The sequence below is a fragment of the Pseudomonas azotoformans genome, assembly GCF_001579805.1.
Classification (GTDB): Bacteria; Pseudomonadota; Gammaproteobacteria; order Pseudomonadales; family Pseudomonadaceae; genus Aquipseudomonas; species Aquipseudomonas azotoformans_A.
Genome location: NZ_CP014546.1, coordinates 273,936 through 289,290, shown reverse-complemented (window position 1 = coordinate 289,290; position 15,355 = coordinate 273,936). Strand labels below are relative to the sequence as shown.

The 15,355-nt window shown below is 54.7% G+C and carries 11 protein-coding genes, 3 tRNA genes, 3 rRNA genes and 1 pseudogene; 13 read left to right on the top strand and 5 right to left on the bottom strand.

The window, feature by feature from the left end; translation table 11 throughout:
* The first annotated feature begins 199 nt into the window (after nucleotides 1-199).
* Together AYR47_RS01390 and AYR47_RS01385 are read left to right on the top strand one after the other, a co-directional pair.
* The gene (locus AYR47_RS01390; RefSeq protein ID WP_033896244.1) at nucleotides 200-670 is read left to right on the top strand and encodes a helix-turn-helix domain-containing protein; all 471 of its coding nucleotides are present in this window, start codon (nucleotides 200-202) and stop codon (nucleotides 668-670) included.
* Nucleotides 667-1,242 carry a PIN domain-containing protein gene (locus tag AYR47_RS01385; RefSeq protein ID WP_061434001.1) on the top strand — a complete coding sequence of 192 codons (576 nt, stop codon included), beginning with the start codon at nucleotides 667-669 and terminating at the stop codon, nucleotides 1,240-1,242. Before AYR47_RS01390 ends, AYR47_RS01385 begins: the two co-directional genes overlap by 4 nt.
* A gap of 33 nt (nucleotides 1,243-1,275) precedes the next feature.
* On the opposite strand, the gene AYR47_RS01380 is transcribed toward AYR47_RS01385, so the two are convergent.
* Complete coding sequence (locus AYR47_RS01380; RefSeq protein ID WP_016979611.1) at nucleotides 1,276-1,647, bottom strand: PH domain-containing protein; 372 nt, start codon at nucleotides 1,645-1,647, stop codon at nucleotides 1,276-1,278.
* A gap of 127 nt (nucleotides 1,648-1,774) precedes the next feature.
* Between AYR47_RS01380 and AYR47_RS01375 the strand changes: the two genes are divergently transcribed.
* On the top strand, nucleotides 1,775-2,410 hold the full coding sequence (locus AYR47_RS01375; RefSeq protein ID WP_033896246.1) for a LysE family translocator: 636 nt from the start codon (nucleotides 1,775-1,777) through the stop codon (nucleotides 2,408-2,410).
* A 2-nt stretch (nucleotides 2,411-2,412) separates the two neighbouring features.
* Here the strand turns inward: AYR47_RS01375 and AYR47_RS32870 are convergent, their stop codons facing one another.
* Together AYR47_RS32870 and AYR47_RS32865 are read right to left on the bottom strand one after the other, a co-directional pair.
* On the bottom strand, nucleotides 2,413-2,802 hold the full coding sequence (locus AYR47_RS32870; protein ID WP_237142527.1) for an NBR1-Ig-like domain-containing protein: 390 nt from the start codon (nucleotides 2,800-2,802) through the stop codon (nucleotides 2,413-2,415).
* A 7-nt stretch (nucleotides 2,803-2,809) separates the two neighbouring features.
* Entirely contained in the window at nucleotides 2,810-3,106 is a 297-nt protein-coding gene (locus AYR47_RS32865) for a helix-turn-helix domain-containing protein (RefSeq protein ID WP_237142526.1), read from the bottom strand.
* Nucleotides 3,107-3,338: 232 nt separating this feature from the next.
* Between AYR47_RS32865 and AYR47_RS01365 the strand changes: the two genes are divergently transcribed.
* Both AYR47_RS01365 and AYR47_RS01360 read left to right on the top strand, forming a co-directional pair.
* Nucleotides 3,339-4,145, top strand: coding sequence for a 2OG-Fe(II) oxygenase family protein (locus AYR47_RS01365; RefSeq protein WP_061434000.1), 807 nt, complete (start codon nucleotides 3,339-3,341; stop codon nucleotides 4,143-4,145).
* 25 nt (nucleotides 4,146-4,170) lie between these two features.
* Nucleotides 4,171-4,818: a LysE/ArgO family amino acid transporter gene (locus AYR47_RS01360; protein ID WP_051421931.1), complete on the top strand. Its 648-nt coding sequence runs from the start codon at nucleotides 4,171-4,173 to the stop codon at nucleotides 4,816-4,818.
* Here AYR47_RS01360 and AYR47_RS01355 read toward each other — a convergent pair.
* Entirely contained in the window at nucleotides 4,780-5,109 is a 330-nt protein-coding gene (locus AYR47_RS01355) for a hypothetical protein (RefSeq protein ID WP_033896249.1), read from the bottom strand. The genes AYR47_RS01360 and AYR47_RS01355 overlap by 39 nt on opposite strands.
* Nucleotides 5,110-5,288: 179 nt before the next feature.
* On the opposite strand from AYR47_RS01355, the gene AYR47_RS01350 reads away from it, so the two are divergent.
* From AYR47_RS01350 to rrf, 8 genes and pseudogenes are all read left to right on the top strand, one after another.
* A complete protein-coding gene (locus tag AYR47_RS01350; RefSeq protein WP_061433999.1) occupies nucleotides 5,289-5,825 on the top strand; it encodes a sigma-70 family RNA polymerase sigma factor in 537 nt (178 codons plus the stop codon).
* The gene (locus tag AYR47_RS01345) at nucleotides 5,822-6,787 is read left to right on the top strand and encodes a FecR domain-containing protein (protein WP_082781455.1); all 966 of its coding nucleotides are present in this window, start codon (nucleotides 5,822-5,824) and stop codon (nucleotides 6,785-6,787) included. Before AYR47_RS01350 ends, AYR47_RS01345 begins: the two co-directional genes overlap by 4 nt.
* A gap of 91 nt (nucleotides 6,788-6,878) precedes the next feature.
* Nucleotides 6,879-9,288, top strand: a pseudogene (locus AYR47_RS01340) (TonB-dependent siderophore receptor).
* Nucleotides 9,289-9,675: 387 nt separating this feature from the next.
* Nucleotides 9,676-11,212: ribosomal RNA gene (locus tag AYR47_RS01335) — 16S ribosomal RNA — on the top strand.
* 82 nt (nucleotides 11,213-11,294) lie between these two features.
* Nucleotides 11,295-11,371 (top strand) — tRNA-Ile (locus AYR47_RS01330).
* A 30-nt stretch (nucleotides 11,372-11,401) separates the two neighbouring features.
* Nucleotides 11,402-11,477, top strand: a tRNA-Ala gene (locus AYR47_RS01325).
* A gap of 249 nt (nucleotides 11,478-11,726) precedes the next feature.
* Nucleotides 11,727-14,618, top strand: a 23S ribosomal RNA gene (locus AYR47_RS01320).
* Between the two features lie 154 nt (nucleotides 14,619-14,772).
* Nucleotides 14,773-14,888, top strand: a 5S ribosomal RNA gene (gene rrf, locus AYR47_RS01315).
* Together the 16S, 23S and 5S rRNA genes with 2 tRNA genes alongside form the textbook arrangement of a ribosomal RNA operon.
* 358 nt (nucleotides 14,889-15,246) lie before the next feature.
* Here the strand turns inward: rrf and AYR47_RS01310 are convergent.
* Nucleotides 15,247-15,331, bottom strand: a tRNA-Leu gene (locus tag AYR47_RS01310).
* Nucleotides 15,332-15,355 lie beyond the last annotated feature (24 nt).

Sequence of the window (15,355 nt, the reverse complement as noted above, 5' to 3'; positions counted from 1 at the left end):
GGACGACCAACCCTCATTCGCAAGCTCTGAGATGAATCGCCCCTGGTTCTCTAGACACCTTATGTCGGCATAAATCGGTGATTGGTGTGCGAAAAGTGGACAAGGGCTTCGGTCGGTAGCTATTTTTCGAATATTGCGATTTTCGTTTGTTTCGTTTAGCTTTGGTCGTAACTGAGTTATGTGTCGCCGGAGTTGCATCATGATCACCAACCACCTTCCCAAAACGATCCTTCCGCTGGAAAAGGAAGTCGAAGCGGCCGTACAAGGTCAGCGCGAATTGGCGTCTCTGTTGTCGACCAAATTCGAAACCCAGCGAATCGATATCTTCGACAAAGAAGACAAGCCCCACACCCTCGTACTCCCAACCTCAGCACTGCGCTTGTTGGTGGATATCCTGGGCGAGTTGGCTATCGGCAATGCCGTCAAGGTAGTCCCTGTGCATGCTGAACTCACCTCGCAGGAGGCCGCCGACCTGCTTAACGTTTCACGGCCGCACTTGGTCAAGATGCTGGAGGAAGGTGCCATTCCCTTTACAAAAACCGGTCGACATCGGCGAATCCGGTTTTCGGATTTGATGGCGTTCAAGCAGAGGCGAGCTGAGGAAAGCCAGAGAGCAATGGAGGCGCTTGCTAAACAGGCCCAGGAGTTGGGAATGGGGTATGACGGATGAGGTGTTCGCCTTTTACCGCTGTATATGATGCTTGTGTTCTCTACCCGGCGGCGCTTAGGGATTTGCTGATGTGGCTTGGCTTGTCAGGGTTGTATCGAGCGAGATGGACTAGCCAGATCCATGAGGAGTGGAAGCGCAACGTACTCAAAAACCGGCCCGACCTCACGGCTGAGCAAGTGAATTGCACGTCTGAGTTGATGGACAAGGCCATACCTGACGCTTTGGTTACGGGGTACGAGGACTTGTGTTCGATTTTGGATTTGCCTGACCCTGACGATCGTCACGTGCTGGCCGCTGCGATACGAAGCAAGGCTGAGGTGATCGTAACCTTCAACTTGAAAGACTTTCCACCGCACATCCTGGCAGCTTATGACATTGAGCCGATGCATCCGGATGACTTTATTTCGGATCTTTGGGATCTGGATCAGGCGGCGGTGTTGGGTGCGGCGCAGAAACAAAGGCGGGCGTTGAGGCGACCTCCGATGGAGGCGGGGAATTATCTAGAGATGTTGATGCGGCAGGGGTTGGTGCAGACGAGTAAGGTACTGGGGCCTTATGAAGTGATGTTGTAGTTCTGGAAATATTCATAGTCTTTTTTTCACCGATCAGCCCAACAGGTGCTTGGAAATCAACCGTGAGATTTCGACGATCGAGGTCTTCCCCGTAAACTCGAATTTCACCTTCCCCAACGACGAAAAGTAAATCTCCAACTCCGAATCCAGATCAAACGTCCCGGACGTCTCCACCGAATACGCGACGATGTTCTTGTACGGCAGCGACGTGAAATCCTTCTTGCTACCGGTAATCCCCTGCACATTCACCGCGATAATCCGCTTGGTGGTAAACACCACCCCATCACGCATGGCCTTGTACGCATCCACCACTTCTTCGCCGTCCAGCAGCAGGTCGGCGACGCGCTCGGCGTATTCGTTGTTTTGCTTGAGTTTGAAGAAACCTTTGTTGTTGAAGTCGATCATGGGCCTGCCTCTTGGGTGTATGCCGTTTTGCTCGCGGATCTGTATCTAACGCGGGCATTTTGAACGCCCTACCATGGCGGCCAACCTTACAACCTTGGCCAGATGTTTCAAAAAGCGGAGCCCCATCATGCCTGAACTGTCCAACTGGCTGGCCTATGCGTTCATCTCACTCGGCATGGTGCTCACGCCCGGCCCGAATATGATCTACCTCATTTCCCGCTCGATCTGCCAGGGGCGCACGGCCGGATTGATTTCACTGGGCGGCGTGGCGTTGGGTTTTCTGGTTTATATGTTGTGCGCGGCATTGGGGATCACCGCTTTGGTGATGGCGGTGCCGTTTGCCTACGACGCGTTGCGCTTCGGCGGGGCGATGTACCTGGCGTATATGGCTTGGCAGGCGATCCGTCCGGGGGGACGCTCACCGTTCCAGGTGCGGGACTTGCCCAAGGACAGTCCGCGCAAGCTGTTCACCATGGGCCTGGTCACCAACCTGCTGAACCCCAAGGTGGCGGTGATGTACTTGTCGTTGCTGCCCCAATTCATCGACCCGAACGGTCATAGCAGTGTGCTGGCGCAATCGCTGGTGCTGGGTTTTACGCAGATTTTTATCAGCGTGAGCGTCAATGCGGTGATTGCCACCATGGCGGGCTCCATCGCGGTGTTTTTTGTCACCCGGCCGGGGTGGCAGGTGGTGCAGCGTTGGTTGATGGGGTCGGTGTTGATGGGGTTGGCGGTGCGGATGGCGGTGGAAGGGCGGCGCTAGCTTCAGCGCGCCATGACGTTGACGATAACATGCAGGATGAAGGCTGGCCCGTAACAGGGCTGTCCGTGTTCATCTTCTATTCGCCAGATGGACGTGACTGTGCAGGTTTCCTTGGGCGCAGCGAACTCTACGGTAATATGCACAGGTTGGCCGGGCAGTGTCTGTGCGATGGGGATTTCGTTGTTAAGGCTGCGCAGGTGTGTGTCCATCACCACTTCCAGTGGCGTGCCCATGGCGGAGCGCCGAGCGATGACGTATTCGCCGTCAACGCGAACCAGCTTTCGGCCGCGCCAGGGCTGCGCACCGATGTTCTGAATCTCCCAGGTTTTATGAAACGTTTCGCCGGGCAGCACGACAGTTTGGTCGGGGGTGGTGACGTCTGCGTTGAACACGGCTATGTCACTTCGATCCTGCAGGCCCTACCGCGCGGTTGGTGGTTGCCATTGAATGTGGATCGACCGGTGCGCCTGCCAGGTCCGCGAAGTAACGGAACAGCAGCAACGGTGAAACCTGTAGCACCTTCGCCAGTTTAATCAGTGTGCGTACCGAGGGATCTTTGGAAGCACCGCCCGCCAGCCCGTAGAGATAGGTCCGGGAAATACCGGCTTCCTTGGCCAAGGTGGTCATGGACTTGCCCAGTTCCCGGCTGCGCCTTACGAGGAGGGCGCGGAGGGTGTCGCGGGTCTTGATACTCATAGTCGATGGTTGGTTCCCTGTCCTTGGTGAGGATCGCCAACGTGTTCGCCAAAAAGGACAACCTGCTCGCCGCTGCGTGTAATGAGCAATGCACACTTGAACCCTGCTGGCGACGTTGTGAAGGACATGGAAAGGTCTCTTTTTGGTTGGCTATATCCAGTGTCGCGGTTTCTCACATGCTTGCGAACCTAGTGTGTGTTGCATTCCTTTACATCTATTTATGGATATAGCGATGACTCAGATAAAAGCGTGCTGTGATTCCATTGTTCGATCAGGTTTTGGCATCTTGCAAATACCTGAAGCCATGTTGCAGAGCTACAAACAAATCGTTGATGGCTACTCAGCGATTTCGCCCAATACCAAGGCATCCTTTTCATTCAGCCAGGACACTGACGGCTTTTTCCCGTTCGGTGCCGAATATTCAAATATCGAGGACCATCCCGACCTCTGTGAGCGCTTCTGCTACTGGCCTGCGCATGCATCGAAGCGGATAGGTTTTGAATTCACCCGGAGCGGCTTTTTCGCGGCTGTGGATATCTTTGAGCAACAGATCAGCGAGTTGGCTCAAGAGTTGATGGACGGTATCTGTGGCGAGTTTGGAGTGAGCCCGCTTGCTCCGTTTCGGTCGGCGTCCTACGTACAGTTGTGTGTATACGGTGCCCAGGCTGCAGACATTGAGCGTCGATTCGCCCAGGATCCTCATGAAGACGGTCACATTCTGTCGTTCATTAAACCCACTCGCGAGGGGTTGGTCTTGGTAAAGGGTGGTGCATTAGAGCCGGTACGCCTGCTGGAGAACGAAATTGCGGTTCTGGCTGGCTCATTGCTTACCGACCTTTCCGGCTATGCAATTCCAGCGGCTTACCACGCGGTGCTCGCGCCCCAAAGACCGGTAGCCAGAAGCTCGTTGATCTACTTTGCCAACCCGAGCCCAGGACAAGTGCTAACCAGTTTTTTCCGCCGACAGTCAATTGACTTGAATAGCGTTGTAAACGCCCGTCATACGGGGTTTGGCAATCAGCCTATTCAGCTCGTCTAAATCTGCCCGAGGGCACGGACATTTCATGGCTCCTTACTTCAGTGCGCTCTACCTTGAAGGCTTGCTGCTAGGTATTGGTCTGTTCGCCGCCCCGGGGCCCAAAGACACCTTGGTCATCCGTCAAGGTGTCAGCCGCGGTCCTATCTGGGGCGTGGTTGCTGTATGTGTAGTTGCCGATATCCTCCTGATCGCGATGGGCATCACGGGTTTAGGCGCGCTGTTGGAAAGCCGACCAAGGCTGGTAGCGCTCTTGCTGCTTTCAGGCGCGGCCTATCTGCTGTGGTTCGGTGGCCAACGCCTGTTGGCGTGCCTGCGTGATCAGTCGATGCCGGATAGCCAAGGTGGGAATTCGCAACGAGGGCTGTTACGCACGGCAGTGGTGCTGGGGTTTGCCAACCCCTATGCATGGCTCGATACCGTCGTACTGATAGGCTCCATCGGCGCCGCCAAACCGGCAAGTCACCAAGTACTCTTTGCGATGGGGGCGATGACCGCGTCGCTACTCTGGTTTGTGTTGTTGGCGCTGGGCTGTCAGCGCTTGACGGGATTGTTTCGAGCACCGGTGGTATGGCGCTGGTTGGATGCGGGTGTGGCGGTGTTAATGGTGTTTCTCGCCGGAATGCTGATCACCGACTCACTGGATGTCTTTCAAGTAGTCCTTGAGGGTGGTTAACGGTGGGTGCAATTCATCGAGATGATTTACGTTTTGCACGTTAGTCGCCAACCTTTGCAATTCGCGACCCATTACCGTGTCGGCGCCATTCAATGCATTGAGGGCTTGATCCGTACATTCCACCAGTTTGGATTGAATCCCACCCAAATCCCCCTGCCGCACCAACAACCCAAACACCTCGCGGTCATACCCCTCCATCACCGGATCATCCCGTAAAACCGGGCTGCCGCCGTCCGTCTCGTGCACCAGCTTCAGTGCAAAGAGCGCAACCGCTTCCAGCGTCAATTCCATGGTTTCGGTTCCTCGGCGTCTTTGGGGAATAGTAGGGGAGGGCGATGATCCCTGTTCTGTGGCGGAAAAAAAAGACCTGCGGCTACTTGCCTGCTGCAGCAGTGGGGACGCTTTTGCTCGTTGTAGTGGCCAGTTTTTCTCATTACCATTGGGAACAATTCTTATTCGTAGGGCTTTGTATGCCCCCGCTTCCCGAGCGCGTCGCCGCACCTTTCAGTGTTGGCAGCCTGTATTCGGCCCATCACGGTTGGATTCAACGCTGGCTGGCCCGAAAACTCGGCAATGTCAGTGATGCCGCCGAGCTGGCTCACGATGTCTTCGTCAGGCTGTTGAGCCATCCGCGTGAATTCGGCAGCGAAGGACACGCGCGTGCGTATCTCAGCACTTTGTCGCGCAATGTGTGTGTGGATTTCTTCCGACGCAAGCAGGTGGAGCAGGCCTGGCTTGAGGTGTTGGCGAGCCGGCCTGAAGACTGTGCGCCTTCGGAGGAGCATCGCGCATTGGTGCTGGAGGCCCTGGTGCATTTGCAGGCGATGCTTGATCGCTTGCCGGTCAAGGTGTCCGAGGCATTCTGCCTGGCTCAGATCGAGGGCTTGAGCTATCGCGAGATTGCGCTGCGTATTGGCGTGAGCGAGCGCTCTGTCACCAAATATATTGGCCAGGCCATGTTCCAGTGCATGGTGCTGGAGGCTGAGCTGGACGGTGCCTTGGCATGAGCACCAATCCCGGTGGCCTGGATCACGCCAGCTTGCAGCAAGCCGCCGACTGGTTTGCCCGCCTGAGTGCCGAGCCCAATGCCCTGCCATTGCATGAGGCCTGGCGCCAATGGCATGCCCACAGTGAGGTCAACCGGCTGGCCTGGAGTTATGTCGCACGTGTAGGACAACGCTTTGCGCCGTTGCAGGACGATGCCGTTGGAGCCAATAAGACGCTGGAGAGTCTGCGACATTCGCAACGTTCGCGGCGCCAGGTGTTGCGCGGGTTGTCGGTGGTCATGGGCGGCACGCTGTTGGGGTGGGCCGGTTGGCAACAGCGCTGGTTGTCGGGGGGCTGGAACACGGATTTCCATACGAGCACCACGGTGTCGGGCGAGCAGCTGTTGGCCGACGGGACGCGCATCTGGCTTAACAGCGGTACGGCGTTGGATGTGAATTTCAGCGCCAGCCAGCGCGAGTTGAAACTCTATAGCGGCGAAATCCTGATCAACACCGGCAAGGACGGGCGACCGTTCGTGGTGCAAACACCCCAAGGCCGTTTGCGTCCTTTGGGGACGCGCTTCAGTGTGCGTGAACAGGACGGGCACACGTTGCTCAATGTGTTTGAGGGCAGCGTAGAGGCTGCGTGTGGGGATACTGATCAACGCCGCATCCTATCGGCGGGGCAGGGCGTCCTATTTGATCGACAGCGTCTGGCCGCAACGCAACGTGCTCTACCTGGGCGCGAGGCTTGGTCAAAAGGCGTGCTGATGGCGAACGATATGCGGCTGGGGGACTTCATTGGTGAACTCGCCAGCTACCGACATGGCCATCTGGGCATCGACCCCCAGGTCGCCAATCTTCGGGTGATGGGCACTTATCCACTGCAAGACACCGATCAGGTACTGGCAATGCTTGAGCAGGTCTTGCCCGTGCGCATCGAGCGGCGCTTCGCCTGGTGGACCACGGTGGTTGCGCGCTGACATTTTTTGCATCTTGTGCTTCCGGTTTTGATTGCTCATACGAATTAGAGAAGGACAACGGCTTGACGCCTCCTTCGACCGGAACTGTTTTATGTCCTTATTCCTGCGTAACTCGTCCCAACCTCTAGCGCTGGCTATCGCGATTGCCTTGGTCATCCCCGCCAGCCTGGGCATGGCGCCACTCGTGGCAGCCGCTGAGCAGTCGAGCGTGCAGACCTACGATCTGCCCGCCGGTGCCTTGGCCGACCAACTCAACCAGCTCGCCGCCCAAGCCGGCATCTACCTGGCGGGCAATGCCGCGCTCACCGCCGGCAAGACCGGTCCGACGCTGCGCGGCAGTTACACGATTGACCAGGCGCTGCAAACGCTATTGGTGGGGAGTGACCTCGCGGTAGTGCAGACCGGCGAGCGGCGCTATCAACTACAGCCGGGTGCAGGCGGCGCGTTGCAACTGGGTACGGTGTCGATCTCCGGCATGGCACCGGGTTCGACGACCGAAGGCACCGGTTTGTACACCACGTACTCGTCCAGCAGTTCGACGCGGTTGAACCTCACGCAGAAAGAAACCCCGCAATCGCTCACGGTGATCACCCGCCAGCGCCTTGATGACCAGAAACTCACCAACCTTACCGAGGTGCTGGAAGCCACGCCGGGCATCACTGTGCTGCGCGTCGGCGTGGGCGCGGAGAACGATACTTACTGGTCCCGTGGTTTTCAGATCAACAACTTCGAAATCGATGGCGTCCCCACCTCGGCGCGGTTGGACAACACCACGCAGAACACTGCGATGTACGATCGTGTTGAAGTAGTGCGCGGCGCCACCGGCCTGATCAGCGGTTCGGGTACGCCCTCAGCGACTATTAACCTGATCCGCAAGCGCCCGACCGCCGAAACCCAGGCCAGCATCACTGGCGAGGCGGGCAGTTGGGACCGGTATGGCACCGGTTTTGATGTGTCCGGGCCCCTGAACGACAGCGGCAATCTTCGCGGGCGCCTGGTGGTGGACTATAAGAAGCAGAACTCCTGGGTCGACCGCGTCAACACCGACTCGCAACTGGTGTATGGCATTTCCGAGTTTGACCTGAGCGACGCCACCATGCTCACGGTGGGTTTCAGTTATATCAACAATCAGGTCAACGACCCGCTGCGCACCGGCTTCCAGATGTTCTACAGCAATGGCAATCGCACAAACTTCAGCCGTTCGGCCAACAGCGCACCGGACTGGGCTTACAACGACCGCAAGCAGACCAACGTCTTCACTTCTATAGAGCACCAGTTCGATAACGGCTGGAGTGGCAAGGTGGAAGTCAGTCACACCCAGAATGAATTCGACGAACTGATCAACTATATGAATGGTGATATCGACCAGGTCACCGGGCAGGGCGCCTATCTATATCCCAACCGCTGGTCCGGCACGCCGCGGCAGAACAACCTTGATGCTTACCTTACCGGCCCTTTCAGCCTGTTTGGGCGCGAGCATGAGTTGATCGCTGGCGTCATGATGTCGCGCTATAACGAAAATACCCCAAGCCACGGCGGTTGGTTTGGTTCCTGGACCGGCTACGACGGTACTGTGCCTAACATTTTCAGCTGGAACGGCAGCGGCGCCAACCGCCCGGATACCACGCCCGTTGGTAAGACGCATATTGAAGAAAACCAATACGCCGCCTACCTGACCTCGCGCTTTCATGTCACCGACAATACTGCCTTCATCCTCGGCGGTCGCGTTACCGACTGGAAGCGCAACAACGAAGTCAGCGTGTACGCTGATCCGACCCAGAACACCGAAAGCAAGGAAACCCGCAACGGTGTCTTCCTGCCGTACGCCGGCATCGTCTATGACCTGAGCGACACTTGGGCGGTGTATGCCAGCTACACCAAAATCTTCAACCCGCAGGCCCTATGGCGTTCACGACGAAAACAACAAAGCCCTCGACCCGCAGGAAGGCACCGGCTACGAGGTCGGGGTAAAAGGCAGTTTCAACGATGACAAACTCAATGCCAGCCTGGCGCTGTTCAAGATCGACCAGGACAACCTGGCGGTATACGTGCGTGCGCCGGATATCTACGGCCTGGAACAGGGCACTACCACCAAAGGCGTCGAGTTGGAGCTTAACGGTGAGTTGAACGAAGGCTGGCAGGCGTCGGCGGGGTATGCGTACAGCGTGAGCACCAATCAGGACGATCAGCGCATTGTCACGACCAGCCCGCGGCATAGTCTCAAGACGTTCACCACTTACCGGCTGCCGGGAGTGTTCGACAAGGTCACCGTGGGCGGCGGCGTGAACTGGCAGAGCAAGACGGGGATGGACCTGCACACGTTCGAGCAGGGGAGTTATGCGCTGACCAATGTGATGGCGCGGTACGACATCAGCAAGAACCTGAGTGCCACGCTGAATGTGAATAACGTATTTGATCGTAGCTACTATGCGTATGCGGACAGTTGGAGTGTTTATGGCGCGCCGCGCAATTTCATGACGAGTTTCAAGTACAACTTCTGACGGTGCCGCCCGGGCCGGTGCTTCGGTTAGGAAAAGAATTTCTACGCAGGGGTTGACCACGAATTTTAAAGCTGTATTATTCGCCTCCCGCTGACGAGAGATCGGAAGCGCAAGTGGTTGAAGTTGTTGAAGAAATCTTCGAAAGTTTCTGAAAATAATCACTTGACAGCAAATGAGGCTGCTGTAGAATGCGCGCCTCGGTTGAGACGAAAGATCTTAACCAACCGCTCTTTAACAACTGAATCAAGCAATTCGTGTGGGTGCTTGTGGAGTCAGACTGATAGTCAACAAGATTATCAGCATCACAAGTTACTCCGCGAGAAATCAAAGATGTAACCAACGATTGCTGAGCCAAGTTTAGGGTTTCTTAAAAACCCAAAGATGTTTGAACTGAAGAGTTTGATCATGGCTCAGATTGAACGCTGGCGGCAGGCCTAACACATGCAAGTCGAGCGGTAGAGAGAAGCTTGCTTCTCTTGAGAGCGGCGGACGGGTGAGTAATGCCTAGGAATCTGCCTGGTAGTGGGGGATAACGTTCGGAAACGGACGCTAATACCGCATACGTCCTACGGGAGAAAGCAGGGGACCTTCGGGCCTTGCGCTATCAGATGAGCCTAGGTCGGATTAGCTAGTTGGTGAGGTAATGGCTCACCAAGGCGACGATCCGTAACTGGTCTGAGAGGATGATCAGTCACACTGGAACTGAGACACGGTCCAGACTCCTACGGGAGGCAGCAGTGGGGAATATTGGACAATGGGCGAAAGCCTGATCCAGCCATGCCGCGTGTGTGAAGAAGGTCTTCGGATTGTAAAGCACTTTAAGTTGGGAGGAAGGGTTGTAGATTAATACTCTGCAATTTTGACGTTACCGACAGAATAAGCACCGGCTAACTCTGTGCCAGCAGCCGCGGTAATACAGAGGGTGCAAGCGTTAATCGGAATTACTGGGCGTAAAGCGCGCGTAGGTGGTTTGTTAAGTTGGATGTGAAATCCCCGGGCTCAACCTGGGAACTGCATTCAAAACTGACTGACTAGAGTATGGTAGAGGGTGGTGGAATTTCCTGTGTAGCGGTGAAATGCGTAGATATAGGAAGGAACACCAGTGGCGAAGGCGACCACCTGGACTAATACTGACACTGAGGTGCGAAAGCGTGGGGAGCAAACAGGATTAGATACCCTGGTAGTCCACGCCGTAAACGATGTCAACTAGCCGTTGGAAGCCTTGAGCTTTTAGTGGCGCAGCTAACGCATTAAGTTGACCGCCTGGGGAGTACGGCCGCAAGGTTAAAACTCAAATGAATTGACGGGGGCCCGCACAAGCGGTGGAGCATGTGGTTTAATTCGAAGCAACGCGAAGAACCTTACCAGGCCTTGACATCCAATGAACTTTCTAGAGATAGATTGGTGCCTTCGGGAACATTGAGACAGGTGCTGCATGGCTGTCGTCAGCTCGTGTCGTGAGATGTTGGGTTAAGTCCCGTAACGAGCGCAACCCTTGTCCTTAGTTACCAGCACGTAATGGTGGGCACTCTAAGGAGACTGCCGGTGACAAACCGGAGGAAGGTGGGGATGACGTCAAGTCATCATGGCCCTTACGGCCTGGGCTACACACGTGCTACAATGGTCGGTACAGAGGGTTGCCAAGCCGCGAGGTGGAGCTAATCCCATAAAACCGATCGTAGTCCGGATCGCAGTCTGCAACTCGACTGCGTGAAGTCGGAATCGCTAGTAATCGCGAATCAGAATGTCGCGGTGAATACGTTCCCGGGCCTTGTACACACCGCCCGTCACACCATGGGAGTGGGTTGCACCAGAAGTAGCTAGTCTAACCTTCGGGAGGACGGTTACCACGGTGTGATTCATGACTGGGGTGAAGTCGTAACAAGGTAGCCGTAGGGGAACCTGCGGCTGGATCACCTCCTTAATCGACGACATCAGCTGCTCCATAAGTTCCCACACGAATTGCTTGATTCATTGAAGAAGACGATAAGAAGCAGCCCGAAATTGGGTCTGTAGCTCAGTTGGTTAGAGCGCACCCCTGATAAGGGTGAGGTCGGCAGTTCGAATCTGCCCAGACCCACCAATTTTGTGTGGGAAACGCCTGTAGAAATACGGGGCCATAGCTCAGCTGGGAGAGCGCCTGCCTTGCACGCAGGAGGTCAACGGTTCGATCCCGTTTGGCTCCACCACTACTGCTTCTAGAAGTTGAAAGCTTAGAAATGAGCATTCCATCAAGATGATGGTGAATGTTGATTTCTAGTCTTTGATTAGATCGTTCTTTAAAAATTTGGGTATGTGATAGAAAGATAGACTGAACGTTACTTTCACTGGTAACGGATCAGGCTAAGGTAAAATTTGTGAGTTACTCAGTTTTGAGTATTATCGAATTTTCGGCGAATGTTGTCTTCACAGTATAACCAGATTGCTTGGGGTTATATGGTCAAGTGAAGAAGCGCATACGGTGGATGCCTTGGCAGTCAGAGGCGATGAAAGACGTGGTAGCCTGCGAAAAGCTTCGGGGAGTCGGCAAACAGACTTTGATCCGGAGATGTCTGAATGGGGGAACCCAGCCATCATAAGATGGTTATCTTACGCTGAATACATAGGCGTAAGAGGCGAACCAGGGGAACTGAAACATCTAAGTACCCTGAGGAAAAGAAATCAACCGAGATTCCCTTAGTAGTGGCGAGCGAACGGGGACTAGCCCTTAAGTGGCTTTGAGATTAGCGGAACGCTCTGGAAAGTGCGGCCATAGTGGGTGATAGCCCTGTACGCGAAAATCTCTTAGTCATGAAATCGAGTAGGACGGAGCACGAGAAACTTTGTCTGAATATGGGGGGACCATCCTCCAAGGCTAAATACTACTGACTGACCGATAGTGAACTAGTACCGTGAGGGAAAGGCGAAAAGAACCCCGGAGAGGGGAGTGAAATAGATCCTGAAACCGTATGCGTACAAGCAGTGGGAGCCCACTTTGTTGGGTGACTGCGTACCTTTTGTATAATGGGTCAGCGACTTATTTTCAGTGGCGAGCTTAACCGAATAGGGGAGGCGTAGCGAAAGCGAGTCTTAATAGGGCGTCTAGTCGCTGGGAATAGACCCGAAACCGGGCGATCTATCCATGGGCAGGTTGAAGGTTGGGTAACACTAACTGGAGGACCGAACCGACTACCGTTGAAAAGTTAGCGGATGACCTGTGGATCGGAGTGAAAGGCTAATCAAGCTCGGAGATAGCTGGTTCTCCTCGAAAGCTATTTAGGTAGCGCCTCATGTATCACTGTAGGGGGTAGAGCACTGTTTCGGCTAGGGGGTCATCCCGACTTACCAAACCGATGCAAACTCCGAATACCTACAAGTGCCGAGCATGGGAGACACACGGCGGGTGCTAACGTCCGTCGTGAAAAGGGAAACAACCCAGACCGTCAGCTAAGGTCCCAAAGTTATGGTTAAGTGGGAAACGATGTGGGAAGGCTTAGACAGCTAGGAGGTTGGCTTAGAAGCAGCCACCCTTTAAAGAAAGCGTAATAGCTCACTAGTCGAGTCGGCCTGCGCGGAAGATGTAACGGGGCTCAAACCATACACCGAAGCTACGGGTATCACGTAAGTGATGCGGTAGAGGAGCGTTCTGTAAGCCTGTGAAGGTGAGTTGAGAAGCTTGCTGGAGGTATCAGAAGTGCGAATGCTGACATGAGTAACGACAATGGGTGTGAAAAACACCCACGCCGAAAGACCAAGGTTTCCTGCGCAACGTTAATCGACGCAGGGTTAGTCGGTCCCTAAGGCGAGGCTGAAAAGCGTAGTCGATGGAAAACAGGTTAATATTCCTGTACTTCTGGTTATTGCGATGGAGGGACGGAGAAGGCTAGGCCAGCTTGGCGTTGGTTGTCCAAGTTTAAGGTGGTAGGCTGGAATCTTAGGTAAATCCGGGATTCTAAGGCCGAGAGCTGATGACGAGCTAACTTTTAGTTAGCGAAGTGGTTGATGCCATGCTTCCAAGAAAAGCTTCTAAGCTTCAGGTAACCAGGAACCGTACCCCAAACCGACACAGGTGGTTGGGTAGAGAATACCAAGGCGCTTGAGAGAACTCGGGTGAAGGAACTAGGCAAAATGGCACCGTAACTTCGGGAGAAGGTGCGCCGGTGAGGGTGAAGGACTTGCTCCGTAAGCTCATGCCGGTCGAAGATACCAGGCCGCTGCGACTGTTTATTAAAAACACAGCACTCTGCAAACACGAAAGTGGACGTATAGGGTGTGACGCCTGCCCGGTGCCGGAAGGTTAATTGATGGGGTTAGCTAACGCGAAGCTCTTGATCGAAGCCCCGGTAAACGGCGGCCGTAACTATAACGGTCCTAAGGTAGCGAAATTCCTTGTCGGGTAAGTTCCGACCTGCACGAATGGCGTAACGATGGCGGCGCTGTCTCCACCCGAGACTCAGTGAAATTGAAATCGCTGTGAAGATGCAGTGTATCCGCGGCTAGACGGAAAGACCCCGTGAACCTTTACTATAGCTTTGCACTGGACTTTGAATTTGCTTGTGTAGGATAGGTGGGAGGCTTTGAAGCGTGGACGCCAGTCTGCGTGGAGCCAACCTTGAAATACCACCCTGGCAACTTTGAGGTTCTAACTCAGGTCCGTTATCCGGATCGAGGACAGTGTATGGTGGGTAGTTTGACTGGGGCGGTCTCCTCCTAAAGAGTAACGGAGGAGTACGAAGGTGCGCTCAGACCGGTCGGAAATCGGTCGTAGAGTATAAAGGCAAAAGCGCGCTTGACTGCGAGACAGACACGTCGAGCAGGTACGAAAGTAGGTCTTAGTGATCCGGTGGTTCTGTATGGAAGGGCCATCGCTCAACGGATAAAAGGTACTCCGGGGATAACAGGCTGATACCGCCCAAGAGTTCATATCGACGGCGGTGTTTGGCACCTCGATGTCGGCTCATCACATCCTGGGGCTGAAGCCGGTCCCAAGGGTATGGCTGTTCGCCATTTAAAGTGGTACGCGAGCTGGGTTTAGAACGTCGTGAGACAGTTCGGTCCCTATCTGCCGTGGACGTTTGAGATTTGAGAGGGGCTGCTCCTAGTACGAGAGGACCGGAGTGGACGAACCTCTGGTGTTCCGGTTGTCACGCCAGTGGCATTGCCGGGTAGCTATGTTCGGAATAGATAACCGCTGAAAGCATCTAAGCGGGAAACTAGCCTCAAGATGAGATCTCACTGGAACCTTGAGTTCCCTGAAGGGCCGTCGAAGACTACGACGTTGATAGGTTGGGTGTGTAAGCGCTGTGAGGCGTTGAGCTAACCAATACTAATTGCCCGTGAGGCTTGACCATATAACACCCAAGCAATTTGACTACTCGAAAGAGCATCAGATTGCGGTGTGTGAAGACGATAGAACCGAAAGTTCGAATCTCACAAAACACCGAAAGCTGTCACATACCCAATTTGCTGAAGCGAGGCCTATGCCACGACTCAGTACCCGAATTTCTTGACGACCATAGAGCATTGGAACCACCTGATCCCATCCCGAACTCAGCAGTGAAACGATGCATCGCCGATGGTAGTGTGGGGTTTCCCCATGTGAGAGTAGGTCATCGTCAAGATTAAATTCCGAAACCCCATTTGCGAAAGCAGATGGGGTTTTGTTTTGGGCGGTCGAAAAGGCCTGAAAAGCCCGGAGTGACCGCTTCCATAGGCGTTTTAAGCTCTGCATTAGTAAGGGTTTTTCATAAGGGGCGGCAGCGCTGGCGCCCAAATACGCTGAGCGCTCTCCAGTAGCTGCTAGAGGCACACGGGCACGCGATGAATGGTAGCCCGCGCATCGCACTGACAGGGCGTGTCAGAGCGCGCCTGGAGAGGCGGTTGGAATGGTGCACCGCTCACAAAAGAACAACTTTGCAGGTGATGCACTTTTCTACAGACGAAAAAAAAGACCTTGAATTTCAAGGTCTTTTTTTAAGATGGTGCCCCGAGGGAGACTCGAACTCCCACTCCTTTCGAAAACGGATTTTGAATCCGCCGCGTCTACCAATTCCGCCATCAGGGCTCAATGGCGGCGAAGTATAGAGAT